Below are 22918 nucleotides of genomic sequence, written 5' to 3'. Positions count from 1 at the left end.
GTCCCGTGAGGCCCGCACGGCAGGAGAGCCCCAGATTGGACACCGTCGCCGCCGCCCTCTGCCTCCCGGCAGGGGGCTTTTCTCGCCCCCGGGAGCTCCGTTGACCCGACGTGACGTGCGCCCGGCGCTGCTGGTGCTGGCCGACGGTGAGGTGTTCGAGGGCGAGGCCCTCGGCGCCACGCCCCCGACCGGGATCGCCACCGGCGAGGTCGTCTTCAACACCGTGCTGTCCGGCTACCAGGAGGTGCTGTCCGACCCCTCCTACGCCGGCCAGATCATCACCTTCACCTACCCCCACATCGGGAACTACGGGGTCACGCGCCACGACGACGAGAGCGTCCGGCCCTTCTGCCGGGGCGTGATCGTGCGGGAGCCGGCCCGGCGGCGGTCGAGCTGGCGCAGCGAGGGCGACCTCGACGCCTGGCTCGTCCACCACGGCGTCGCCGGCATCGGCGGCATCGACACCCGGCGCCTGACCCGGCACATCCGCGACCGGGGCGCGGCCCCGGGGGCCTTCGGCCCCCTGGGCGAGGCCCCCGACGGCACCGTCGTCGACGAGGCCGCCCTGCGGGCCGCCGCGGCCACCGAGACCGGCACCGACGGCGTCGACCTGGTGGCTCAGGTGAGCACGGCCGAGGCCTACACCGTCGGCGACGGTCCCCGCCGGGTCGTGGCCTACGACCTCGGCATCAAGACCACGATCCTGCGCCACCTGTCGACCCTCGCCACCGTCGAGGTCGTCCCCGCCGCCACCACCGCCGAGGAGGTGCTGGCCCGCCAGCCCGACGGTGTCTTCCTCTCCAACGGCCCCGGCGACCCGGAGATGGTCCCCTACGTGGCCGACGCCGTGCGGGGCCTGCTGGGCGAGGTGCCGCTGTTCGGCATCTGCCTGGGGAACCAGGTCCTGGGCCTGGCCGTCGGCGCCGACACGGTCAAGCTCCCGTTCGGCCACCACGGGGGCAACCACCCCGTCCGCGACGTGCGGTCCGGTCGCATCGACATCACCAGCCAGAACCACAACTTCGCGGTGGCCGCCGACACCCTGCCGTCGAACGCCGAGCTGACCCACGTCAACCTCAACGACGGCGTGTGCGAGGGCTTCGCCCTGCCCCGGGAGCGGGCCTTCAGCGTGCAGCACCACCCCGAGGCCGGCCCCGGCCCCCACGACGCCTCCCACCTGTTCGCCGCCTTCGCCGCCCTCATGGACGGCGCCGGCCAGCCCGAGAGCCGCTGATGCCCAAGCGCACCGACATCGAGTCGATCCTGCTGATCGGGTCCGGCCCCATCGTCATCGGCCAGGCCTGCGAGTTCGACTACAGCGGCACCCAGGCGTGCCGGGTCCTCCGCGAGGAGGGCTACCGGGTGATCCTGGCCAACTCGAACCCGGCCACGATCATGACCGACCCCGACTTCGCCGACGCCACCTACGTCGAGCCCCTCGACGTCGACGTGCTGGCGAAGATCATCGAGAAGGAGCGCCCCGACGCGGTGCTCCCGACGCTCGGGGGCCAGACCGCCCTCAACCTGGCCATGGAGCTGTTCGAGGCCGGCCTGGTGGGCGTCCCGGGCACGCCCGAGCTCATCGGCGCCAACGCCGAGGCCATCGCCACGGCCGAGAACCGCGAGCAGTTCAAGGTGGCCATGACCGAGATCGGGCTGTCGGTCCCGGCCTCGGGCACGGCGGCCCCCGACGAGGGCATGCGGGCCGCGCACGTGCCCAAGGCCCAGCAGGTCAAGGCGGCGATGGAGCGGGCCCGGGAGGTGGTGGCCGACATCGGCCTCCCCGTCGTGATCCGCCCCGCCTACATCCTCGGGGGCAAGGGCACCGGCATCGCCTCGACCCCCGAGGAGTTCGAGCGCCTCGCCGCCCTCGGCCTCGATGCCAGCCCCATCACCGAGATCCTCATCGAGAAGTCGATCGCGGGGTGGAAGGAGTACGAGCTGGAGGTCATGCGGGACCGGGCCGACAACTGCGTGATCATCTGCTCGATCGAGAACCTCGACCCCATGGGCGTGCACACCGGTGACTCGATCACCGTGGCCCCGGCCCAGACGCTGTCGGACGTCGAGTACCAGACGATGCGCGACGCCGCCTTCGCCTGCCTGCGCCGGGTGGGGGTGGAGACCGGCGGCTCGAACGTCCAGTTCGCCCTCAACCCCGAGGACGGGGCCATGGTCGTCATCGAGATGAACCCCCGGGTGAGCCGCAGCTCGGCCCTGGCGTCGAAGGCGACCGGGTTCCCGATCGCCAAGATCGCCGCCCGCCTCGCCGTCGGCTACACGCTCGACGAGATCCCCAACGACATCACCCGGGCCACCCCGGCCAGCTTCGAGCCGGTCATCGACTACGTCGTCACCAAGGTCCCGCGCTGGGCGTTCGAGAAGTTCCCGGGCCAGTCGCCGACCCTCGGGACCCAGATGCAGTCGGTGGGCGAGGCCATGGCCATCGGCCGGACCTTCCCCGAGTCGCTCCAGAAGGCGCTGCGCTCGCTCGAGCAGGGGAAGCTGGGCCTCAACTGCGACCCGGCCGAGGCCGGCCTCGACGACCTGTCCGACGAGGACCTCCTGGCCGCGGCCGCCATCGGCACCCCCGACCGGCCCTTCCAGCTCGAGGCCGCCCTCCGTCGGGGCATGACGATCGACCAGGTGGCGGCGGCGACGCGGGTCGATCCCTGGTTCCTCGACCAGATGTCGCTCATCGTCGAGGAGCGCGCCCACCTCACCGGCGTGGGCTCGGCCGGCATGGACCGGACCGCCTGGCGTCGGGCCAAGCGCCTCGGCTTCGGCGACGCCCAGCTGGCGTGGCTGTGGGGCGAGGACGAGGCCGACGTGCGGGCCGCCCGCCGGGCCGCCGGCGTCCACCCGACGTACAAGACCGTCGACACCTGCGCCGCCGAGTTCGCGGCCGAGACGCCGTACCACTACTCGACCTGGGAGGACACCGACGAGGTGCGGCCCAGCGCCAAGCCGAAGGTCGTCATCCTCGGCTCGGGCCCGAACCGCATCGGCCAGGGCATCGAGTTCGACTACTGCTGCGTCCACGCCAGCTTCGCCCTCCGCGACGCCGGCTTCGAGACGGTCATGGTCAACTGCAACCCCGAGACGGTGTCGACCGACTACGACACCTCGGACCGCCTGTACTTCGAGCCCCTCACGACCGAGGACGTGGAGCACGTGCTCGCCGCCGAGGCCGCCCACGGTGACCTGCGGGGCGTGATCGTCAGCCTCGGCGGGCAGACGCCGCTGAAGCTGGCCGACGACATCGACCCCGCCCTGGTGCTCGGCACCAGCCCGGCGTCGATCGACCTGGCCGAGGACCGCGACCGCTGGAACGCCCTCTGCGACCAGCTGGGCATCCCCCAGCCCGCCGGCGGCACCGCCGTCACCGTCGAGGAGGCCCACGCCATCACCTCCGAGATCGGCTACCCGGCCCTGGTCCGCCCCAGCTACGTGCTCGGCGGGCGGGCCATGGAGATCGTCTACGACGACGACCAGCTGCGGCGGGCCATGGCCGAGCTCTCCGGCTTCGGCACCCTCGGCCGCGAGGGCGGGCTGTCGGCCGAGCGCCCCGTCCTCGTCGACCGCTTCCTCGAGGACGCCACCGAGGTCGACGTCGACGCCCTGCGCGACGCCACCGGCGAGGTCGTCATCGGCGCGGTGATGGAGCACGTCGAGGAGGCCGGCGTGCACTCGGGCGACTCCGCCTGCGCCATCCCGCCCTACTCGCTCGACCCGGCCACCGTCACCGTGATCGAGACCCACACCCGGCGCATCGCCGAGGCCCTCGGCGTGGTGGGCCTGATCAACGTGCAGTTCGCCGTCCGCTCCGAGGCCGGCGCCGACGGCGTGACCCGCGACGCGGTGTACGTGATCGAGGCCAACCCCCGGGCCAGCCGCACCGTCCCGTTCGTGGCCAAGGCCACCGGCGTGCCGCTGGTCAAGGTGGCGGCCCGCCTGATGGTCGGCGCCACCCTGGAGGAGCTGCGCCAGGAGGGCCTGCTCCAGGCGCCGATCGGCGGCCACGTGGCGGTGAAGGAGGCGGTGCTGCCCTTCAACCGCTTCCCCGACGCCGATCGGGTGCTGGGGCCGGAGATGCGCTCGACGGGCGAGGTCATGGGCATCGACGAGACCTTCGGCCTGGCCTTCGCCAAGGCCCAGATCGCCGCCGGTGATCGCCTGCCGGCCGGCGGGTGCGTGTTCCTCTCCCTGGCCGATCGGGACAAGCCCGGCGGCGTGGTGGCCGCCCGTCGCCTCCTGGACCTGGGGTTCACCATCGCGGCCACGGCCGGCACCGCTGCGGCCCTGCACGAGGCCGGCATCGAGGTGGCCGAGGTCCTCGGCAAGCTGGGCGTCGACGAGGGCCGGACCGCGGTCGACCTCATCGAGGAGGGCACCTGCACGCTGGTGGTCAACAGCCCCAAGGGTCGCGGCCCCCGTGCCGACGGGGCCTACATCCGCACCGCCGCCGGCGTCGCCGGCATCCCGATCCTCACCACCGCGGCGGCCGCCCTGGCCGCGGCCGAGGGCATGGCCGACTGGCGGGCCCACCCCCTCCAGGTCCGGTCCCTCCAGGAGCTCCACGCCCGGGGCCGGGCCCTCCAGTGACCCCCGCGACCTTTGTCCGGAACCCTGCCGAGGAGGGGGACTTCCGGACAAGGTTGAGCGACGCCCGTCGAACCTTGTCCGGAACCCTGCCGAGGAGGGGGACTTCCGGACAAAGTTGGGGGGGTGGGAGCTGATGCGGCGGCGGGGGAGGGATCTGCCGGCGTGCGCCATGAGCACGACGGTCGGGTCGGTCACGCTGCCCAACCCGGTGATGACGGCGTCGGGGACGGGCGGGCACGGGGCCGAGCTCGACGCCTACCTGCCGCTGGCCGACCTCGGGGCCGTGGTCGTGAAGTCCCTGAGCGCCGACCCGTGGCCCGGCAACCCCGCCCCCCGGGTGCACGCCACGCCGTCGGGGATGCTGAACAGCGTCGGCCTCCAGGGCGAGGGCGTGGAGGCCTGGCTGGCCGACGACCTGCCCGCCCTGGTCGCCACCGGGGCCCGGGTCGTGGCCAGCATCTGGGGCCGCAGCGTCGAGGACTACCGCCGGGCCGCCGACGCCCTGGCGGCGGCGCCCGCCGCCGTCGTGGCCGTCGAGGTGAACCTCTCGTGCCCCAACACCGAGGCCGGGCGCGACCTCTTCGCCCACGACCCCGAGGCCACCGCCGCCGTGGTGGCGGCGACGGCGGGCTGCGGCCGGCCCCGCTGGGCCAAGCTCAGCCCCAACACGCCCCGGGTGGCCGAGGTCGCCGGGGCGGCGGCGGCGGCGGGGGCCGAGGCCGTCACCTTGATCAACACGGTGATGGGCATGGCCATCGACCCCGAGACCCGGACCTACCGGCTGGGGGCGGGGGAGCGGGGCGGCGGGCTGTCCGGCCCGGCGATCCACCCCGTCGCCGTGCGCGTCGTCCACGACGTGCACCGGGCCCACCCCGACCTGCCCATCGTCGGGGTGGGGGGCGTGGTCGACGGACCCACCGCCGTGGAGCTGCTCCTGGCCGGGGCCTGCGCCGTGCAGGTGGGGACGGCGACCTTCGCCGACCCCCGGGCTCCCGCCCGGGTGGCCGCCGACCTGGAACACTGGTGCCGCCGACGGGGGATCCCGGGGATGGCCGAGCTCATCGGAGGGATGCGATGACCGAAGTGACGACGCGCGCGGCCGAGGTCGACGACCGCGTCAGACGCCGGCTGGCGCTGGTGCTCGACGTCGACGACATGGTCGAGGCGACCCGGCTGGCGCGCGAGATGCGGCCCTGGTTCGGCGTGGCCAAGGTCGGGCTCGAGCTCTACAGCGCGGTCGGCCCCGACGTCGTCGCCCCGCTGCGCGAGATGGGCTACGAGGTCTTCGTCGACCTCAAGCTCCACGACATCCCCACGACGGTGGGGCGGGCGGCCCGGGTGCTCGGCGCCCTCGGCGCCACCTACGTCACCATGCACGCCGTCGGCGGGCGGGAGATGCTGCGTGCCGGCGACCAGGGCCTCCGCGAGGGCGCCGCCGCCGTCGACCTGCCCGAGCCCACCTCGCTCGCCGTCACCATCCTCACCAGCGACGCCGGCGCCCCGCCCCACATCCTGGGCAAGCGGCTCACCGCCGCCATGGAGGCCGGGTGCGGGGGCCTGGTGTGCGCCGCGTCGGACCTCGAGGAGGCCCGGACCATCGCCCCGACGATGACCCGGGTGGTGCCCGGCATCCGCCTGGCCGGCGACGCCCGCCACGACCAGGCCCGCCCGGCGACCCCCGGCGAGGCGGCGGCCGAGGGCGCCGACATCCTCGTCGTCGGGCGCACCGTCACCCGGGCCATCGACCGGGCCGCGGCCGCCTCGGCCGTCGCCGCCGAGGTCGCCGAAGCCATGTCGCAGGCCTGAGCGTCTGACGCGGTGGGCCGGGCCGCTTCCCGCCGAAGCGGCTTCGCCGCCGGCTCGATCCGACGCAGGCCGGGGGGAGGGGCTGCCGCCGGGCCGACCGGAGCGGGTCGTGTGCCATCGGCTCCTCCCACACGGTGATGGCTCCTGGTACGGATGTGGCGCATGGCACATGGAGTCCGCGCCTGGTGGGGGTGGCGGGGGTAGGGTGCGCGCATGCCCCAGCCCCCCCAACTGACGCCGGAGCAGCGTGAAGCCGCCCTGGCCAAGGCCGCCGAGGCCCGGCGCACCCGCGCCGAGCTCAAGGAGAAGCTGAAGATGGGATCGCTCAGCCTCTCCGCCGTGCTCGACCAGGCCGAGGCCGACCGCATCGTCGGCAAGACCAAGGTCCTGGCCGTGATCGAGTCCCTGCCCGGCGTGGGCAAGGTCAAGGCCCGCCGGACCATGGACGAGATCGGCATCGCCGAGAGCCGCACGCTCAAGGGCCTCGGGGCCCAGCAGCGCAAGGCCCTCCTCGACGCCTTCGGCTGACCGGTCGGCCCGCGAGCCGTCGTCCCCCGTGGGGGGCGGCCTCTAAGGTCCGGCCGTGCTCGTCACCATCTCCGGCCTGCCCGGCTCCGGGACCAGCACCGCCTCCCGGGCGGTCGCTGAGACCCTCGACCTCGACCACCTCGACGGTGGCCAGGTGTTCCGGGCCCTGGCCGCCGAGCGGGGCCTCGACCTGGGCGCCTTCAGCGCCGTGGCCGAGCACGACCCCCGCATCGACCTCGAGCTCGACACCCGCCTGGCCGAGCGGGGCCGCAAGGGCGACGTGGTCCTCGAGTCGCGGCTGGCGGGGTGGATCGCCCGCAACGAGGGCCTGGAGGGGTTCCGGGTGTGGCTGTCGTGCGACGACGGGGAGCGGGCCCGGCGGGTGGCCCAGCGCGAGGGGCGCACCCCGAACGAGGCCCGACGCCTGAACGAGGTCCGGGAGGCGAGCGAGGCCCAGCGCTACCTCGCCTACTACGGCATCGACATCGCCGACCTGTCGCCCTACGACCTGGTGGTGGACACCACGGTCACCCCCAAGGCGGAGGTGGCCGCCCGGATCGCCGCCGCCGCCCGCTCCGCGCAACCCTGATCAGGCCGGCGAGGCGGAGCCGAGTGGCCCGGACGGCGATCAGGCCGGCGAGGCGGAGCCGAGTGGCCGAGACGACGAAGGGTTCGCGCCCGGTGCCGGCGGACCGGTAGGATCAACCGTCCGCCTGAACGCACCCGGAGAGCAGCGCGCCCATGAGCTGGCAGCACGACACCATGATGAACCCCTCGATCGAGGCCCTCACCACCCGGGCCGACGAGTCGAAGTTCAAGCTGGTCACCCTCGGGGCGGTCCGCGCCCGGCAGATCAACTCCTACTTCGGCCAGCTGGGCGAGGGTCTCGGCACCCTGGTCCCGCCGCAGGTCACCAGCGTCGCCCGCAAGCCGCTGTCGATCGCCTTCGAGGAGATCGCGGCCGACAAGATCCTGCCGGTCGACCCGCCGACGGCGGAGGAGCTGGCCGAGATGGAGGCCGCCGAGGCCGCCGCCGCGGCCGACGCCGCCGCCCTCGAGGCCGGGGACGACTGAAGGACCGGCACCCGCCGACCTCCTGACCCATCCCATGTCCGAGGCCGTGACCCGTCCCCTCGAGGGCCGGCGCGTCGTCCTCGGCGTCACCGGCGGCATCGCCGCCTACAAGGCCATCGAGCTGTGTCGGCGGCTGGTCGACGCCGGCGCCTTCGTGTCGCCCGTGCTCACCGACGGCGCCCTGCGCTTCGTGGGCAAGACGACATTCGACGCCCTGGCCAGCGAGCCGGTGCGGACCTCGCTGTTCGACGACCCCGACCCCATCCCGCACACCCGTCTGGGGCAGGGCGCCGACCTCGTCGTGGTCGCCCCGGCCACGGCCCGCCTGCTGGCCGACTACGCGTCGGGCCGCTCCCACGACCTCCTGACCGCCACCCTCCTGGCCACCCGGGCGCCGGTGGTCGTGGCCCCGGCCATGCACACCGAGATGTGGGAGCACCCGGCCGTGCAGGACAACGTGGCCACCCTCGCCCGTCGGGGCGTGGTGATCGTGCCCCCCGAGGAGGGGCGCCTGGCCGGCGGCGACGTCGGCGCCGGGCGCCTGGCCGACCCCGGGGCCATCGCCCAGGTGGTCGAGACCGTCCTGGCCGCGGGCGGCGGGGCCGCCGCCGACGACCTGGCCGGCCTCCGGGTCCTGGTCACCGCCGGCGGCACCCGGGAGCGCATCGACGCCGTGCGGGTGATCAGCAACCGGTCCTCGGGCAAGCAGGGCTACGCCATCGCCGCCGAGGCCGCCGCCCGCGGCGCCCACGTCACCCTGGTCACCACGGTCGACCGACCCGTCCCGCCCGGCGTGGCCGAGGTGGTCGCCGTCGAGAGCGCGGCCGACATGCAGGCCGCCGTCGTCCCCCGGGCCGTCGACCAGGACGTTGTCGTGATGGCCGCCGCCGTGGCCGACTTCCGACCGGCGGCACCGGCCGACCGCAAGCTCAAGAAGCACGAGGGCCCGCCGGTCATCGAGCTCGAGCCGACGCACGACTTCCTCGTCGACCTGGGGCGGGACAAGCCCGCCGGCCAGGTGCTCGTCGGGTTCGCGGCCGAGACCGACGACGTGCTGGCCAACGCCCGCGACAAGCTGGCGCGCAAGGGCCTGGACCTCATCGTGGCCAACGACGTCGGGGCGCCCGGTGTCGGCTTCGAGCACGACACCAACCAGGTCGTTGTCGTGTCCGCCTCGGGGATCGACCAAGATGTGCCCCTCAGCGACAAGCGCGCCGTGGCGCGGGCCGTGATCGATGCCGTGGTGGAGCACCGTGCTCAGGTCGCCGATCGGTCGGTGCTGCCCGCCGCCCCCCCAGATCTCAGACAGACACCCAAGGAGACCCACCCGTGAGCCGTTTCACCTTCACCTCGGAGTCGGTGACCGAGGGCCATCCCGACAAGATGGCCGACCAGATCTCGGACTCGATCCTCGACGCCATCCTGGCCGAGGATCCGATGGCCCGGGTGGCCTGTGAGACGCTCGTGACGACGGGTCTGGCCCTGGTCGCCGGGGAGATCACCACCAGCGCCTACGTCGAGATCCCCAAGATCGTGCGCGACACCATCTTGCGCATCGGCTACGACAACGCCGACTACGGCATCGACGGCAAGACCTGCGGTGTCATCACCACCATCGACCCGCAGTCGCCCGACATCGCCCAGGGCGTCGACACCGCCCAGGAGCGCCGCACCGGCGCCTCCGGCGAGGACATCCTCGACAGCCAGGGCGCCGGCGACCAGGGGATGATGTTCGGCTACGCCACCAACGAGACGCCGGACTACATGCCGCTGCCGATCTGGGTGGCCCACCGCCTGGCCGAGCGGCTGGCCGAGGTGCGCAAGGCGGGGTCCCTCCCGTACCTGCGGCCCGACGCCAAGACCCAGGTCACGGTCAACTACGAGGACGGCAAGCCGGTCGACATCAGCACGGTGCTGATCTCGACCCAGCACGGCCCGGGGATCGACTCCGAGACCACGATCAAGCCCGACCTCATCGAGCAGGTCATCAACCCGGTGCTGCCCGAGGGGCTGGCCAGCCCCGACCTCAAGGTCTACGTGAACCCGACCGGCCAGTTCGTCCTGGGCGGGCCCCACGCCGACTGCGGCCTCACCGGGCGGAAGATCATCGTCGACACCTACGGCGGCTGGGCCCGCCACGGCGGCGGCGCCTTCTCCGGCAAGGACCCGTCCAAGGTCGACCGCTCGGCCGCCTACGCCGCCCGCTGGGTCGCCAAGAACCTGGTCGCCGCCGGCGCCGCCGACCGGGCCGAGGTCCAGGTCGCCTACGCCATCGGCGTGGCCCGCCCCGTGTCCCTGCTGGTCGAGACCTTCGGCACCGAGAAGGTCGACAAGGACCAGATCGACAAGGCCGTCGCCGAGATCTTCGACCTCCGCCCGGCGGCGATCATGCGCGACCTCGACCTGCGCCGGCCGATCTACGCCCGGACGGCGGCCTACGGCCACTTCGGCCGCGACGGCTTCCCGTGGGAGGCCACCACCAAGGTCGACGACGTGAAGTCGGCCCTCGGCCTCTAGGTCGCGACGCCCGCCCCGCCCCCTCGGTTCTGTCGCGGCAGGCGCTCAGGGATGACGCCTGAGCGCGACAGAACGGGTGGGTCCGGCGGTTCGGTCCGTTCTGTCGCGGTGGGCGCTCACCGATGACGCCTGAGCGCGACAGAACGGCCCCGACCCAGCAGGGGGCGCTCGAGCTGGGCGACCCGCGGCCGCCGGTGCGGCCTGCTCCGGCGCGCCCCGAGGGGCGGGTCGTGCGGGTGGTCCCCGACGTGGCCGGGATCGGCCGCCGGTTCGACTACGTCGTGCCGGCTCGCCTGGCGGGCGAGGTCACCGTCGGGACCCTGGTGCGCATCGACCTGCACGGCCGCCGGGTCGGGGGGTGGGTCGTGGAGGACGACGTCGAGCCCGTCGCCGGCGTCGAGATCAAGCCCCTCGCCCGGGTCACCGGGATCGGCCCCGCGCCCGAGCTGGTCGCCCTGGCCGACTGGGCGGCCTGGCGGTGGGCCGGCCGCCCCCGCACCTTCCTGCGGGCGGCATCGCCCCTCGGCCGGGTGACGGCGCTGCCCCCACCCTCGTCCACCGGTGATCGCATCCCCGCTGACCAGGGGGGATCCGATCACCGCGTCGACGAGGTGCTGGGCCACGAGCGGGGGGTCCTGCGGCTGCCGCCGGCGGCCGACCGCCTGCCGGTGGTCCTGGCCGCCCTCGCCGCCCTCCCGCCCGACGGGGACGCCCTCGTCCTGTGCCCGTCGGTCGGACAGGCCCGGGCCCTCGGCGGCCGGCTGCGCCGCGCCGGGCGCCCCGTGGCCGTGGTGGCCCACGACCAGCCGGGCACGGCCGCCGCCGCCGAGTGGGCCCGGGCCGCAGCCGGCGGGGCCACCGTCGTCGGCGCCCGGGCCGGGGCGTGGGCACCCGTGCCCCGGCTGGCGCGAGTCGTCGTGCTCGACGAGCACGACGAGGCCTACGCCGAGGAGGGCTCGCCGACCTGGCACGCCCGCGACGTCGTCGTCGAGCGGGCCCGCCGGGCCGGGGTGCCGGTCCTGCTGGTCTCGTCGCAGCCGACCCTCGAGGCCCAGGCCTGGGGGGAGCTGGCGACCGTCGACCGGTCGGTCGAGCGGCGCGGGTGGCCGGCTCTCGAGGTCGTCGACCGGCGGGAGGAGGACCCGGCCGCCGGGATGCTGACCGAGCCGTTGGCGGCGCTGCTGCGTCGGCGTGGCCGGGTGGTGTGCGTGGTCAACCGGACGGGCCGGTCCCGCCTCTCGGCCTGCGCCACGTGCCGGGAGATCGTCGCCTGCGCGGCGTGCGAGGGCCCCGTGGTCCAGCCCGACGACGACGTCCTGCGCTGCACCCGGTGCGGCACCGAGCGGCCGGTGCTGTGCGCGGTGTGCGGGTCGACCCGGTTCCGGGTCCTGCGCCCGGGCGTGTCCCGCCTGCGCGACGACCTGGAGGCTCTGGTCGGGGAGCCCGTCGACGAGGTCACCGGCGCCCGGGGGACCGACGCCCCCACGACCCGCGTCGTCGTCGGGACCGAGGCGGCACTCCATCGCGTCCCGTCCGCCGACGCCGTCGCCTTCCTCGACCTCGACCAGGAGCTGCTCGCCCCCCGGGAGCGGGCGCGCGAGCAGGCCTTCGCCCTGCTGGCCCGGGCCGCCCGCCTGGTGCGGGGCCGCGCCGAGCACGGCCGCCTGCTGGTGCAGACCCGGCGTCCCGAGGACGTGGTGGTGCAGGCCGCCCTCCACGGCGACCCGGTGCGGGTGTCCGAGGCCGAGGAGCTCGTCCGCCGGACGTTCCGGCTGGCGCCCTTCGCTGCCGTGGCCGACATCTCCGGCGAGGCCGCCCCGGCCTTCGTGGCCGCCCTGGGGCGGCCGCCCGGGGTCGAGGTCCAGGCCGGCGCGGGCGCGTGGCGGGTCCGGGCCGACGACCACCGCACCCTCTGCGACGCCCTCGCGGCCGTGGAGCGACCGCCCGGCCGCCTCCGCATCGACGTCGACCCCCTCCGGGCCTGAGGCACCGGTCGGTCCTCCTCGGTTCTGAGCCAGAGGTCGGCCATCCGTGACCGGATCCTGGCTCAGAACGGGGGTGGGGTGCGGCGGGTCGGTTCTGAGCCAGAGGGCGGCCACCCGTGACCGGTTCCTGGCTCAGAACGTCGGGGCGCGGGAGGCCCGGTCACCCCCGTCGTCGGGGTCGAGGTCGGTGCGGGCCAGGGCGACCAGGGCGACGACCGGAACGATGCTGGCGACGGCGAGGGCGGTCGACACCGAGGTGAGGTCGGCGAGGCCCCCGTCGACGAGGGCGGCGAGCGGGCGGACGCCGAGCAGGGAGACGGACCACAGGGCCATGACCCGGGCGCGCATGGCCTCGGGCACGCGCCGTTGGATGGCGCCGTTGAGCGACGTGATGCCGACCAGGAACCCCGAGCCGGCCACGGCCAGGGCGGCGACGGCGGGCACCGGGCCGGGCGCGGCGGCGAGGCCGACCATCCCGGTGGCGAGCAGGCCCAGACCGAGCTGGGTCGTGCCGCGGTGCCCGAGCCGCCGACGGACGCGCTCGACGACGAGGGCCGACGCCGCCGCCCCGGCCCCGAAGGCCGAGACCAGGGCGCCGACGAAGCCGTCGCCCCGCCCCAGCTGCTCGGCGACCGCGGGGGTCAGGGTGTTGACCGGATCCGATCCCCAGCCGACGGCCAGCGTGGCGAGCATCACCGGCACGGCCACCCGGTCGGCGCGCACCCATCGGAACCCGGCGCGGAGTGACCGGTCGGCGTCGGGGTCGCGGGCGGGGGTCGGGTGAGGCCGGATCGCCAGCAGCACCACGACCATCACGACGAAGGTGAGGGCGTTGACGCCGAAGGCCGCGGCCACCCCGGCGGCGGCGATGAGCGCCCCCGCGGCCGCCGGGCCGATGGCGCGGGCGAGGTTGAACGTCACCGACGAGAGGGCGATGGCGCCGTCGAGGTCCCGCGCCTCGACCAGCTGGGGGACGATGGCCTGGACCATCGGGACCGACATGGCGTAGCCGACGCCGATGACGACCGTGGCCGCGAACACCGGGACGGGTCCGCCCAGCCCGTCGACCCCGAGGGCGAGGACGGCGACGGCCAGGGCGCCGGCCCCCGTCGCCGACAGCAGCTGGGCGCCGATGAGGAGCCGCCGCCGGTCGTAGCGGTCGCCGGCCACGCCGGCCCAGGGCGACAGGAGCAGCGTGGCCGTGAACTGGAGCACGCTCACGACACCGACGAGCGTGTTCGACTCGGTCAGCTCGTAGACGACGACGGCCGCGGCCAGGTTCTGGAACCAGTTGCCGGCGTTGGAGACCAGGTTCCCGAAGAAGAACGGCCCGAACGTTCGGTCCCGCAGCAGCGTCAGCGGCGTCGACGGGCCCTGGGGCTCGGGCTCGACGAGGTGCTCAGCCACCCGGTACGACGTCCAGCAGCCGGTAGCCCTTCCGGCTGGCCCGTCGGGTGACGCTGTGGCCCTGGTCGGCCAGCCACCGGTGGAGCGAGTCGGCGCCCAGGTTCTTGCCCACCACCAGGTGGGCGCCGCCGCCGGGGGCGACCCGGGCCAGCCACGTGGCCAGCACGTCGTGGAGGGCGGCCTTGCCCACCCGGATCGGCGGGTTCGACCAGAACCGGTCGACGACGAGGTCGGAGGGGACTGCGTCGGGGGTCGCCACCCGCACCCGGTCACCCACGCCGAGGGCCTCGGCGTTGGCGGCCGTCAGCTCGAGCGCCCGCTCGTTGACGTCGATCGCCCACACGACGGCGTCGGGGGCGCGCCGGGCGAGGGCGATGGTGATGGGCCCGTACCCGCAGCCGACGTCGGCGATCACCCGGTCGGTCGGCTCCGGCCGGGCCCCGTCCTCGAGCAGCACGCGGGTCCCCGGGTCGACCCCGCCCGCCGAGAAGACGCCGGCGTCGGTCCGCAGCACGAGGGCGTGGTCGTCCTCGGGGAGCTCGAGCCGGGCCCGCCCCGGCTTGGAGCGAGCCGTCGGTCGGGCCGAGAAGTAGTGGTTCGGCGGTCCCTCGGGCACCTGTGGACGGTAGGCGACCCGATAGCGTGGGACGCCATGGCCGCCTACGACATCCGGATCATCGGGGACCCGGTCCTGCGGGAGGTCGCGGCCGACGTCACCGACATCGACGGTGCCCTGGTGCAGGTGGTCGAGGGGATGGTCGACGCCATGTACGAGGCCGACGGGCTGGCCGTGGCCGCCCCCCAGGTGGGGGTGCGCAAGCGCCTGGTCGTGTACCACCTGCCCGACGACCCCGAGCCCGTCACCATCGTCAACCCCCGCATCGAGGAGTACGGCGACGACGAGTGGCTCTACAGCGAGGGCTGCCTGTCGATCCCGGGGCTCTACTGGGAGATCGCCCGGCCCAAGACGGTCCACGTCGTCGGGCTCGACCTCGACGGCAACGACGTGTCGATCGAGGCCGACGAGCTGGCCGCCCGCATGTACCAGCACGAGATCGACCACCTCGACGGCGTCCTCATGACCGAGCGCCTCGACGACGACCAGCGGGTCGAGGCCAAGCGGGCCGTCCGCGAGCTCATGCTGGCCCGGGCCGACCGCGTCGGGACCGACGCCGGCCCCTCGTCGCTCCTCCCCTGACCCCTCCCGAGATCGCGCACCGATGAGCGCTCCGCCCGCCGTCCCCCCGCGCCACCCGCGCCGGCTCGTGTTCCTCGGCACCCCGGCGGCGTCGGTCCCCGCCCTCCGGGCGCTGGTCGCGGCCGGGTTCGACATCGTCCTGGTGATCTCGCAGCCCGACCGGCGCCGGGGCCGGGGCGGGGCGACGAGCCCGTCGCCGGTGAAGGCCGCCGCCCTCGAGCTGGGTCTGGCGGTGACCGACCGCGTCGAGGACGCCGCCGCCGCCGGGGCCGACCTGGGCGTGGTCGTGGCCTACGGCGAGATCCTGCGGGCCGACCTCCTCGCCGCCCTGCCCATGGTCAACATCCACTTCTCGCTCCTGCCACGGTGGCGCGGCGCCGCGCCGGTCGAGCGCGCCCTCCTCGCCGGCGACGAGACGACGGGCGTCTGCATCATGGAGGTGGTCGAGGCCCTCGACGCCGGGGGCGTGCACGCCGTCGCCGAGATCCCGATCGGGCCCGACGCCACCGCGGCCGAGCTGCGCGAGGAGCTGTCCGAGGTCGGCGCCCGCCTCCTCGTCGAGACCCTGACCGCGGGTCTGGGCGAGCCGACCCCGCAGGACGGCGAGCCGACCTACGCCAAGAAGATCCGCCCCGGCGACCTGTTCCTCGACTGGTCCCGCCCCGCCGCCGAGCTGCACCGCGTGGTGCGCGTCGGGGGGGCGTGGACGACCTTCCGCGGGGCGCGCCTGCGCGTCTGGGAGGCGCACGTCGACCGGGCCGCGAGCGGGGCCGAGCCCGGCGCGGTGCGGCTCGTCGACGGTGCCGTCGTGGTCGCCGCCGGCGACGGCCACCTCGTCCTCGACGAGGTCCAGCCCGAGGGGCGGGGCCGCGTCCTGGGCCCGGCCTGGGCCAACGGCGCCCGCCTGGCCGACGACGAGGTCCTCGGCGCATGAGCGGGTACGGCGAGCGAGCCCGACGATGACGGACTGGGACGGACCCCGCGCTCCCGACGACGTGCACCTCGAGCGGGCCAGCGGGGCCGCCCGGCGCAAGGCCAAGAAGGTGCGCAAGGCCCGGGCCGAGCAGGCCGCCGCCCGGGGGGCCTCGGCCGCCGCGGGCGGAGACCGCCGTCCGGCCCGGCGGGGCCCGCCCCGGGACGCCTCGGGCGACGCCGGCTCCGACGAGCGACCGCCCGACGCCCGCCGGGTCGCGGTCGAGGCCCTGGTGCGGATCGAGGAGGGCGGGGCCTTCGCCAACCTCGCCCTCGGCCCGGCTCTGGAGCGCTCGACGCTCGACGCCCGCGACCGGGGCCTGGCCACCGAGCTGGTCTACGGCACGACCCGGATGCGCCGGGCCTGCGACTGGCTCGTCGATCGCTTCGTCACCGGCGACCGCCCCCTCGACGCCCGGACCCGCAGCGCCCTCCGCCTCGGCGCCTACCAGCTGGTGATCCTGGGCATGCCCCCGCACGCCGCCGTCACCACCGCGGTCAGCGCCGCGCCCAAGCGGTCCCGCGGCCTCGTCAACGCCGTCCTGCGCAAGGTCGCGGCCGAGCACGACGAGCACGGCCGCTGCTTCCCCGACCCGGCCACCGCCCTCAGCTACCCGGACTGGATCGTCGAGCGGCTGACCGAGGACCTGGGCCCCGAGCGGGCCCTGGCGGCGCTGGAGGCCATGAACGCCTCGGCCACCGTGACGGTCCGCGACGACGGCTACACCCAGGACCTGGCGTCGCAGTGGGTCGCCGAGCTGGTGGACGCCGGCCCGGGTGACCGGGTGCTCGACCTCTGCGCCGCCCCCGGTGGCAAGGCCACCGCCCTGGCCGGCACCGGGGCCGACGTGGTCGCGGCCGACGTCCGCCCCGGGCGGGTCGGCCTCATCGCCGGCAACGCGGCGCGCACGGGCACGTCCGACCGCGTCCACCCCGTCGTCGCCGACGGCCGGTCGACCCCGTTCCCGGCGGCGGCGTTCGACCGGGTCCTCGTCGACGCACCCTGCTCGGGGCTCGGCGTCCTCCACCGGCGGGCCGACGCCCGCTGGCGCATGGTGCCCGAGTCGATCGACCGGCTGGCCCGGCTCCAGGTCGACCTGGTGCGGGCGGCCGCCGACCTGGTGCGCCCCGGTGGTCTCCTCGTGGTGTCCGTGTGCACGCTGACCGCCCGCGAGACCACCGGGGTCGACACCGTCGTCGCCGAGGTCCGGCCCGACCTGGAGCCCCTCCCGCCCCCGGGCGACCCGTGGGTGCCGTGGGGGAGGGGGGCGCTGCTCCTGCCGCAGGCCGAGGGCACCGACGGCATGGCCCTCCACCGCTACCGCCTGCCCGGTTGAGCCCGCCCGAGCCCCGGTTCGCGGGGGCCGACGCGGCGACCTGGTGCCGGGAGCACCTCGGGGCCGAGGTGGCCACCGTCCTCTGGTCCGAGGAGAGCTCGGGGCTGGTGGTCGCCGTCGACCTGGCCGACGGCCGGGCCGTGGTCGTCAAGGTGCGGCCCGGCGAGCAGGCCGCCCGCGTCGCCGAGTCCCGGGCGGTGCAGGCGGCGCTGGCCGACGCCGGCTTCCCCGTGCCCCGCCCGGTGGGGGCGCTGCACCCGTGGGGATCGGCCGTCGCCGGGGCCGAGGTCCGCGTCGACGGCGGTGCGCCGATCGATGCCCGCACCGCCGAGGGGCGGGCGACGACGGCCCGGCTGCTGCGGGAGCTGGTCGTGGCCGCCACCGAGGTGGCCCCGGCCCGCGTCGCCCTCCACGAGCCGTGGGGGATCGCCCTCCCGGCCGCCGCCCTGTGGCCCGACCCGCCCCACGACCCCCGGTTCGACCTCACCCTCGCGGGAGGGGAGTGGATCGACGACCTGGCCGTGGGGCTCCGGCGCCGGTTGGTGCGGGCGGCCGCCGGCGCCCCCCGGGTCGTGGGCCACGTCGACTGGCGGGCCGAGCACATCCACGTCGACGCCACCGGCCGGGTCCTCGCCGTGTTCGACTGGGACGCCCTCGTCCGGGCGCCCGAGGCGGTCCTCGTCGGGCAGGCCGCCGCCGGGTTCACCGTGGTCTGGGGCACCCCCGACCCCCACCCGACGATCGCCGAGGGCCGGGCCTTCCTGGCCGCGTACGGCGAGGCCCGGGGGGCGGCGCTCACCGCCGCCGAGCGGGAGCTGGCCGACGCCGCCCACGGATACGTCGTCGCCTACGGCGCCCGCTGCGAGCACAGCGACCAGGTCACCGGGCTCGCCACCCCGGGCACCGGCTGGCGACGGCTGCTCCGCGCCCGGGAGACGGCGGACCTGCGGTGACGTGGCAGGGTGGGGGCATGTTCTCCGCCAAGGTCGTGACCGTGTCCGACGGCGTCGTCGACGGGGTGCGCGAGGACCGCTCCGGCGCCGCCCTCGAGGAGCGGCTCACCGCCGCCGGCTTCGACGTCGTCGACCGGATGGTCACCCCCGACGGGGTGGCCGAGGTGGCCGACGCCCTCCGCCGGGCCACCGCCGGCTTCGCCGGCCTGGTCGTCACCACCGGCGGCACCGGCTTCGGCCCCCGCGACCTCACCCCCGAGGGCACCCGTCGGGTCGTCGAGCGCGAGGCCCCCGGGCTGGCCGAGGCCATGCGCCTCGTGAGCCCGCTCGGCCGCCTGTCGCGGGGCGTCGCCGGCACCGTGGGCCACGCCCTCGTGCTCAACACGCCCGGCTCGCCCTCGGGATCGGTCGAGTGCCTGGATGCCGTCCTGGACGTCATCCCCCACGCCCTCGACCTCATGGCGGGCCACCGACCCCACTGAAGCAATGTCGCAGGCGGGCTCGTCTGCGGCACCGGGGTGCGGCCGGGCCCATCCCCGCCGAAGCTCGCGAGCTCGCCGGCTCGGGCTGGGGCTTCGCTCCCGAGCCTCCGGGGCTGCCGCCAGGCCCACAGCGAGCGTCGTCGCCATCGGGAGGCACCCAGAGACGCGCGCCGGACGCGGTGGTCTCGCCGGTCGGCGACGACATGGCTTCAGTGACGTCCGTCTCGGCAGGGGAGATGGAACGCGTTCTCGTCCTATGCTGCGGGCCACAACTGCATAACCGCACCTCGCGGGGTTGGGTGGAAGTCCCGACCGGTGGTGAGAGCCCACGACCCCCTCCGGCCTCGGCCGGTGGGGCTGACCCGGTGGAAACCCGGGGCCGACGGTCACAGTCCGGATGGAAGCGAGGTCACCCACGGCGCTCGGATCGTCCGCGCGCCTGGTGTCGACGTCCCCCCTGCGAGCCTCACGCGCCCAGGGAGGGCCAGTGCCCCAGACGACCGACGAGCAGCGCATGGCGATGGCCATCGAGCTCGGCGCGTCCGTCCGGACCTCCACCGCCCCCAACCCGTGGGTCGGCGCCCTCGTCGTGTCGGCCGACGGCTCGGTCCACACCGGGGCCACCGAGCCGCCCGGCGGGCGCCACGCCGAGATCGTCGCCCTCGACGCCGCCCGGGCCGCCGGGGGCGAGGCCAAGACCCGGGGGGCCGTCGTCTACGCCACCCTCGAGCCCTGCGCCCACACCGGCCGCACCGGGCCGTGCGCCGAGGCCCTGGTGCAGGCGGGGGTGCGTCGGGTCGTGGTGGGCGTGTCCGACCCCGACCCGCTGGTCGCCGGGGCCGGGCTGGCCCTCCTCCGCGACGCCGGCGTCGCCGTCGAGATCGGGTGCCGGGCCACCGAGGTCGCCGAGCAGCTCGAGCCCTACCTGCACCACCGGCGCACCGGCCGACCGTGGGTGATCCTCAAGCTGGCGGCCACGCTCGACGGCCGCACGGCGGCCGCCGACGGCAGCTCGCAGTGGATCACCGGCACCGAGGCCCGGACCGACGCCCACCGCCTCCGCGCCGAGAGCCAGGCGATCATCGTCGGCGCGGGCACGGTGGCGACCGACGACCCGTCGCTCACGACCCGCCTGGTCGAGGGGCCCGACCCCCACCGCGTGGTACTCGGGCGGGCCCCCGAGGGGGCCAGGGTCCACCCCTGCACCGAGTGGACGGCCGCCGACGGCGACCTCGACGACCTGCTGGAGCGGCTGGGGGAGGACGGCGTCCTCCAGGCGCTGGTCGAGGGCGGGGCCACCGTGGCCGGCGCCTTCCACCGGGCCGGCCTCGTCGACGAGTACGTCACCTACCTCGCTCCGGCGCTCAGCGGGGGCGAGGACGGGCCCGGGCTGTTCCGGGGCCCCGGTGCCGCCACCGTCGCCGACATCTGGCGGGGCGAGCTCACCTCGGTCCGCGCCGTCGGGACCGACATCCGGGTCGACCTCCGACCCGCCGTCACCGCAGGAGGCCCGCGCTGATGTTCACCGGCATCGTGGAGGAGATGGGCACGATCGTGTCCGTGGCCGGACCCCGCCTGCGGGTGGCCGCCGACCTGGTCACCTCCGACGCCGCCATCGGCGACTCCATCGCCGTCGACGGGACCTGCCTCACCGTCGTCACCCTCGGCGACGGGTGGTGGGAGGCCGACGTGGTCGACGAGACCTTCGCCCGCACCACCCTCGGCCGTCTCGGCGCGGGCGACCGGGTGAACCTCGAGCGCCCGGTCCGCGCCGCCGACCGGCTGGGCGGCCACGTCGTCCAGGGCCACGTCGACGGTGTGGGGACCGTGGTGACGGCCGCCCCCGACCTGCGCGTCCGCGTCCCCGACGCCCTGCGCCGCTACGTGGTGCACAAGGGCTCGATCGCCATCGACGGCGTGAGCCTCACCGTCGCCGCCGTGCACGACGACGGCCTCAGCGTCGCCCTGATCCCCCACACCATCGCCGTGACCACCCTCGGCGTCCGCCGCCCCGGCGACGGCGTCAACCTCGAGGTCGACGTGACCGCCAAGCACGTCGAGCGCCTCGTCGCCCACTACCTGGCCCACCCCGCCGAGGCTGCCGCCCTGGTCGAGGACGCCTCGTGACCCCCATCGGCCGGCACCGCCCCGCGGGCCGGACCACCACCGTCCCCTGGAGGACACCGTGACCGACACCCCCTTCACGTCCACCGACCCCACCCGCCACCCTGACGGGGCCGGCGCCGGCTTCGCCCGGATCGACGAGGCCATCGCCGCCATCGGGCGGGGCGAGATCGTGGTCGTCGTCGACGACGAGGACCGCGAGAACGAGGGCGACCTCATCATGGCGGCCGAGGCCGTCACCCCCGAGAAGATCGCCTTCTTCCTGAAGCACAGCTCGGGGGTCATCTGCGCACCGGTCACCCCCGAGCGGGCGGCCGAGCTCGACCTGCGGCCCATGGTGGAGCAGAACACCGAGAGCATGCGGACGGCCTTCACCGTCACCATCGACTACCGCCACGACACCAGCACCGGCATCTCGGCCCACGACCGGGCCAAGACCATCGCCTCGCTCGTCGACCCGGCGACCCGGCCGGGGGACCTGGCCCGACCCGGCCACATCTTCCCGCTCGTGGGGCGCGAGGGCGGCGTGCTCAAGCGGGCCGGCCACACCGAGGCGGCCATCGACCTGGCCCGCCTCGCCGGGCTGGCCCCCGCCGGGGTCCTCTGCGAGATCGTCGACGAGGACAAGATGGACATGGCCCGGGTGCCGGAGCTGGCGCGCTTCGCCGAGGAGCACGGCCTCCTCTTCATCTCCATCGCCGACCTGATCCGCTACCGGCGCCGCACCGAGAAGCTGGTGCGCCGGGTGGCGGAGGCCCGCATCCCCACCCGCTGGGGTGACTTCACCAGCTACGTGTTCGAGTCCGTCCTCGACGGTGAGCAGCACGTCGCCATGGTCAAGGGCTCGGTCAACGGCGCCGACGACGTCCTCGTCCGGGTGCACAGCGAGTGCCTCACCGGCGACGTGTTCGGGTCGATGCGCTGCGACTGCGGGGTGCAGCTCGACGCGGCCATGGAGATGATCGCCGCCGAGGGCAAGGGCGTCATCGTCTACCTGCGCGGCCACGAGGGCCGCGGCATCGGCATCGGGCACAAGATCCGCGCCTACACCCTCCAGGACGAGGGCCGCGACACCGTCGACGCCAACACCGACCTCGGCCTGCCCGTCGACAGCCGCGAGTACGGCATCGGTGCCCAGATCCTGAACGAGCTGGGCGTCACGACCATGCGGGTCATCACCAACAACCCGGCCAAGTACGGCGGCCTCGAGGGCTTCGGCCTCGACATCACCGCCCGGGTGCCGTCGATCGTCGCCCCCAACGCCGAGAACATCGCCTACCTGCGGACCAAGCGCGACCGCATGGGCCACCTGCTCGAGGGGCTCGACGAGGTCGCCGAGGGGGCGGCCCCGACCCCTCCGGCGAGCCTCCCCTCGCCACTCGCAGGCTCGCCGGCGCAGCTCGACACCGCCAGCGGCGAGGAGGGCTGATGGCCGGCGACGCCGTCTCGGACCGGCGGGTCCAGCCCGCCCTCGACGGCGCCGGCGTGCGGGTCGCGGTCGTGGCCGGCCGCTTCAACGACGCCATCACCTTCCGGCTGCTCGACGGGGTCACCCGGGGCCTGGAGGCCCTCGGGGCCCCCGAGCCGATCGTCGAGTGGGTGCCGGGCGCGTTCGAGATCCCCCTGGCCGCCAAGGCGTTCGCCGAGTCGGGCTCGGTCGACGCCGTGATCGGCCTGGGCTGCGTGATCCGGGGGGCGACGACCCACTACGAGGCGGTGGCGGGGGAGTGCGCCGCCGGCATCCTCCGGGCCGGCCTGGCCACCGGGGTGCCGATCATCTTCGGCGTCCTCACCACCGAGGACATGGACCAGGCGCTGGAGCGCTCCGAGGGCCCCGGGGGCCACAACGTCGGCGAGGAGGGCGCCCACACCGCCGTCGAGATGGTCCGCCTCCTGGAGCGGATCGCCGGGTAGCCGTCGACCGCCCCCG

21 protein-coding genes and 1 riboswitch are annotated in these 22918 nt (G+C 75.3%); of the genes, 19 read left to right on the top strand and 2 right to left on the bottom strand.

From position 1 onward, the window contains the following. The first annotated feature begins 100 nt into the window (after positions 1 to 100). The 10 genes from carA to HC251_RS11985 all read left to right on the top strand — a co-directional run bounded on the left by carA (position 101) and on the right by HC251_RS11985 (position 12515). On the top strand, positions 101 to 1234 hold the full coding sequence (gene carA, locus HC251_RS12030) for a glutamine-hydrolyzing carbamoyl-phosphate synthase small subunit (protein ID WP_219945521.1): 1134 nt from the start codon (positions 101 to 103) through the stop codon (positions 1232 to 1234). Further along, entirely contained in the window at positions 1234 to 4605 is a 3372-nt protein-coding gene (gene carB, locus HC251_RS12025; protein WP_219945520.1) for a carbamoyl-phosphate synthase large subunit, read from the top strand. Before carA ends, carB begins: the two co-directional genes overlap by 1 nt. A 169-nt stretch (positions 4606 to 4774) precedes the next feature. Continuing rightward, positions 4775 to 5683 (top strand): dihydroorotate dehydrogenase, encoded by a 909-nt coding sequence (locus HC251_RS12020; protein ID WP_255566699.1) that lies wholly within the window; start codon positions 4775 to 4777, stop codon positions 5681 to 5683. Next, positions 5680 to 6411, top strand: a complete 732-nt coding sequence (gene pyrF, locus HC251_RS12015; protein ID WP_219945518.1) for an orotidine-5'-phosphate decarboxylase — start codon at positions 5680 to 5682, stop codon at positions 6409 to 6411. Before HC251_RS12020 ends, pyrF begins: the two co-directional genes overlap by 4 nt. Before the next feature lie 213 nt (positions 6412 to 6624). Continuing rightward, on the top strand, positions 6625 to 6939 hold the full coding sequence (mihF, locus tag HC251_RS12010; protein ID WP_219945517.1) for an integration host factor, actinobacterial type: 315 nt from the start codon (positions 6625 to 6627) through the stop codon (positions 6937 to 6939). Between the two features lie 55 nt (positions 6940 to 6994). After that, positions 6995 to 7528, top strand: coding sequence for a (d)CMP kinase (gene cmk / locus HC251_RS12005; RefSeq protein ID WP_219945516.1), 534 nt, complete (start codon positions 6995 to 6997; stop codon positions 7526 to 7528). Positions 7529 to 7680: 152 nt separating this feature from the next. Beyond that, on the top strand, positions 7681 to 8013 hold the full coding sequence (gene rpoZ / locus HC251_RS12000; protein WP_219945515.1) for a DNA-directed RNA polymerase subunit omega: 333 nt from the start codon (positions 7681 to 7683) through the stop codon (positions 8011 to 8013). Between the two features lie 46 nt (positions 8014 to 8059). Then, the gene (gene coaBC / locus HC251_RS11995) at positions 8060 to 9346 is read left to right on the top strand and encodes a bifunctional phosphopantothenoylcysteine decarboxylase/phosphopantothenate--cysteine ligase CoaBC (RefSeq protein WP_219945514.1); all 1287 of its coding nucleotides are present in this window, start codon (positions 8060 to 8062) and stop codon (positions 9344 to 9346) included. Then, the gene (gene metK, locus HC251_RS11990; protein ID WP_219945513.1) at positions 9343 to 10530 is read left to right on the top strand and encodes a methionine adenosyltransferase; all 1188 of its coding nucleotides are present in this window, start codon (positions 9343 to 9345) and stop codon (positions 10528 to 10530) included. The genes coaBC and metK overlap by 4 nt, the downstream gene beginning before the upstream one ends. A 122-nt stretch (positions 10531 to 10652) precedes the next feature. Further along, positions 10653 to 12515 (top strand): hypothetical protein, encoded by a 1863-nt coding sequence (locus HC251_RS11985; protein WP_219945512.1) that lies wholly within the window; start codon positions 10653 to 10655, stop codon positions 12513 to 12515. A 132-nt stretch (positions 12516 to 12647) separates the two neighbouring features. Here HC251_RS11985 and HC251_RS11980 read toward each other — a convergent pair whose 3' ends face one another. Both HC251_RS11980 and HC251_RS11975 read right to left on the bottom strand, forming a co-directional pair. Beyond that, a complete protein-coding gene (locus HC251_RS11980; protein ID WP_219945511.1) occupies positions 12648 to 13922 on the bottom strand; it encodes an MFS transporter in 1275 nt (424 codons plus the stop codon). Beyond that, positions 13915 to 14538, bottom strand: coding sequence for a class I SAM-dependent methyltransferase (locus HC251_RS11975; protein ID WP_219945510.1), 624 nt, complete (start codon positions 14536 to 14538; stop codon positions 13915 to 13917). The genes HC251_RS11980 and HC251_RS11975 overlap by 8 nt, the downstream gene beginning before the upstream one ends. Positions 14539 to 14574: 36 nt before the next feature. Here HC251_RS11975 and def point away from each other — a divergent pair, with 36 nt between their 5' ends. The 9 genes from def to ribH all read left to right on the top strand — a co-directional run bounded on the left by def (position 14575) and on the right by ribH (position 22902). After that, positions 14575 to 15120 (top strand): peptide deformylase, encoded by a 546-nt coding sequence (def, locus tag HC251_RS11970; RefSeq protein WP_219945509.1) that lies wholly within the window; start codon positions 14575 to 14577, stop codon positions 15118 to 15120. Positions 15121 to 15142: 22 nt separating this feature from the next. After that, positions 15143 to 16054: a methionyl-tRNA formyltransferase gene (gene fmt, locus HC251_RS11965; protein WP_219945508.1), complete on the top strand. Its 912-nt coding sequence runs from the start codon at positions 15143 to 15145 to the stop codon at positions 16052 to 16054. Between the two features lie 25 nt (positions 16055 to 16079). After that, the gene (locus tag HC251_RS11960) at positions 16080 to 17429 is read left to right on the top strand and encodes a transcription antitermination factor NusB (RefSeq protein WP_219945507.1); all 1350 of its coding nucleotides are present in this window, start codon (positions 16080 to 16082) and stop codon (positions 17427 to 17429) included. Then, positions 17426 to 18382, top strand: coding sequence for a phosphotransferase (locus tag HC251_RS11955; protein WP_219945506.1), 957 nt, complete (start codon positions 17426 to 17428; stop codon positions 18380 to 18382). The genes HC251_RS11960 and HC251_RS11955 overlap by 4 nt, the downstream gene beginning before the upstream one ends. A gap of 17 nt (positions 18383 to 18399) precedes the next feature. Then, complete coding sequence (locus tag HC251_RS11950; RefSeq protein ID WP_219945505.1) at positions 18400 to 18864, top strand: molybdenum cofactor biosynthesis protein B; 465 nt, start codon at positions 18400 to 18402, stop codon at positions 18862 to 18864. 281 nt (positions 18865 to 19145) lie between these two features. Further along, positions 19146 to 19277, top strand: a riboswitch (FMN riboswitch). 74 nt (positions 19278 to 19351) lie between these two features. Further along, a complete protein-coding gene (gene ribD, locus HC251_RS11945) occupies positions 19352 to 20383 on the top strand; it encodes a bifunctional diaminohydroxyphosphoribosylaminopyrimidine deaminase/5-amino-6-(5-phosphoribosylamino)uracil reductase RibD (RefSeq protein WP_255566698.1) in 1032 nt (343 codons plus the stop codon). Then, complete coding sequence (locus HC251_RS11940; protein WP_219945504.1) at positions 20383 to 20991, top strand: riboflavin synthase; 609 nt, start codon at positions 20383 to 20385, stop codon at positions 20989 to 20991. Before ribD ends, HC251_RS11940 begins: the two co-directional genes overlap by 1 nt. Positions 20992 to 21049: 58 nt before the next feature. Further along, a complete protein-coding gene (locus HC251_RS11935) occupies positions 21050 to 22417 on the top strand; it encodes a bifunctional 3,4-dihydroxy-2-butanone-4-phosphate synthase/GTP cyclohydrolase II (protein ID WP_219945503.1) in 1368 nt (455 codons plus the stop codon). After that, positions 22417 to 22902 (top strand): 6,7-dimethyl-8-ribityllumazine synthase, encoded by a 486-nt coding sequence (gene ribH, locus HC251_RS11930; RefSeq protein WP_219945502.1) that lies wholly within the window; start codon positions 22417 to 22419, stop codon positions 22900 to 22902. The genes HC251_RS11935 and ribH overlap by 1 nt, the downstream gene beginning before the upstream one ends. Positions 22903 to 22918 lie beyond the last annotated feature (16 nt).

Source organism: Iamia sp. SCSIO 61187 (genome assembly GCF_019443745.1).
Lineage (GTDB): Bacteria > Actinomycetota > Acidimicrobiia > Acidimicrobiales > Iamiaceae > Iamia.
Note: the sequence above shows the minus strand (reverse complement) of the source record. Positions and strands in the feature narration are given on the sequence as shown.

Coding starts and splice junctions, on each gene's coding strand:
- carB (WP_219945520.1), top strand. CDS start 1,234: ATGCCCAAGCGCACCGACATCGAGTCGATCCTGCTGATCGGGTCCGGC.
- HC251_RS12020 (WP_255566699.1), top strand. CDS start 4,775: ATGAGCACGACGGTCGGGTCGGTCACGCTGCCCAACCCGGTGATGACG.
- pyrF (WP_219945518.1), top strand. CDS start 5,680: ATGACCGAAGTGACGACGCGCGCGGCCGAGGTCGACGACCGCGTCAGA.
- mihF (WP_219945517.1), top strand. CDS start 6,625: ATGCCCCAGCCCCCCCAACTGACGCCGGAGCAGCGTGAAGCCGCCCTG.
- rpoZ (WP_219945515.1), top strand. CDS start 7,681: ATGAGCTGGCAGCACGACACCATGATGAACCCCTCGATCGAGGCCCTC.
- HC251_RS11985 (WP_219945512.1), top strand. CDS start 10,653: ATGACGCCTGAGCGCGACAGAACGGCCCCGACCCAGCAGGGGGCGCTC.
- def (WP_219945509.1), top strand. CDS start 14,575: ATGGCCGCCTACGACATCCGGATCATCGGGGACCCGGTCCTGCGGGAG.
- fmt (WP_219945508.1), top strand. CDS start 15,143: ATGAGCGCTCCGCCCGCCGTCCCCCCGCGCCACCCGCGCCGGCTCGTG.
- HC251_RS11960 (WP_219945507.1), top strand. CDS start 16,080: ATGACGGACTGGGACGGACCCCGCGCTCCCGACGACGTGCACCTCGAG.
- HC251_RS11950 (WP_219945505.1), top strand. CDS start 18,400: ATGTTCTCCGCCAAGGTCGTGACCGTGTCCGACGGCGTCGTCGACGGG.
- HC251_RS11940 (WP_219945504.1), top strand. CDS start 20,383: ATGTTCACCGGCATCGTGGAGGAGATGGGCACGATCGTGTCCGTGGCC.
- ribH (WP_219945502.1), top strand. CDS start 22,417: ATGGCCGGCGACGCCGTCTCGGACCGGCGGGTCCAGCCCGCCCTCGAC.